1 protein-coding gene is annotated in these 551 nt (G+C 32.7%); it reads right to left on the bottom strand.

Annotated elements, in window-relative coordinates; all coding sequences use genetic code 11:
• Positions 1–534: prolyl oligopeptidase family serine peptidase (locus B5E92_RS15330; RefSeq protein ID WP_255376230.1), on the bottom strand; the 534-nt coding region annotated here is incomplete at its 3' end.
• Positions 535–551: the final 17 nt, after the last annotated feature.

Genomic DNA, 551 nt, shown 5'->3' with positions numbered 1-551 from the left:
ATAATTAGCAGCCCATTGCCAGATATGAGTTCCATCACTATCTTGTGGATTATTATTTAATGTATAAATCCATGACCAGTGATTACTATATTCTACTAATGTTTCTACTCCGTCTTGATCATAATCTTCTGCAAACATTAATTTATCATCATCAGTAGTTTCATATAATGATAATTTGTATTTATTATCACTTGTTTCATAAGTTGTGAAATCTGATGCAATACTTTGACTATGATTTGAAGTAACAATATCAGTACGTCCTTCTGTTAGAATACTAAACATTCTCTTAGAACATTCATCTGTTGCTACTGAACTATCTGTTTCCCCTTGTACTAGCCAGATTGCTGTATCTGAATTTTTCAATGATGCTAATTCTTCATCTGTTGGTGTTTGTCCACCACGTTCACTTGCTACATCTAAAGCCGGACAGTTGATCATTGCTGCTTTAAATAAATCTGGATAAGCAATTAACATTCTTGTTGTCATGTATCCACCTGCTGAGCATCCTGATACATATACTTTATCTGGATCTATTCCTTTTGTTTTAATTA

This window comes from Erysipelatoclostridium sp. An15, assembly GCF_002160675.1.
Lineage (GTDB): Bacteria > Bacillota_I > Bacilli_A > Erysipelotrichales > Coprobacillaceae > Thomasclavelia > Thomasclavelia merdavium.
Note: the sequence above shows the minus strand (reverse complement) of the source record. Positions and strands in the feature narration are given on the sequence as shown.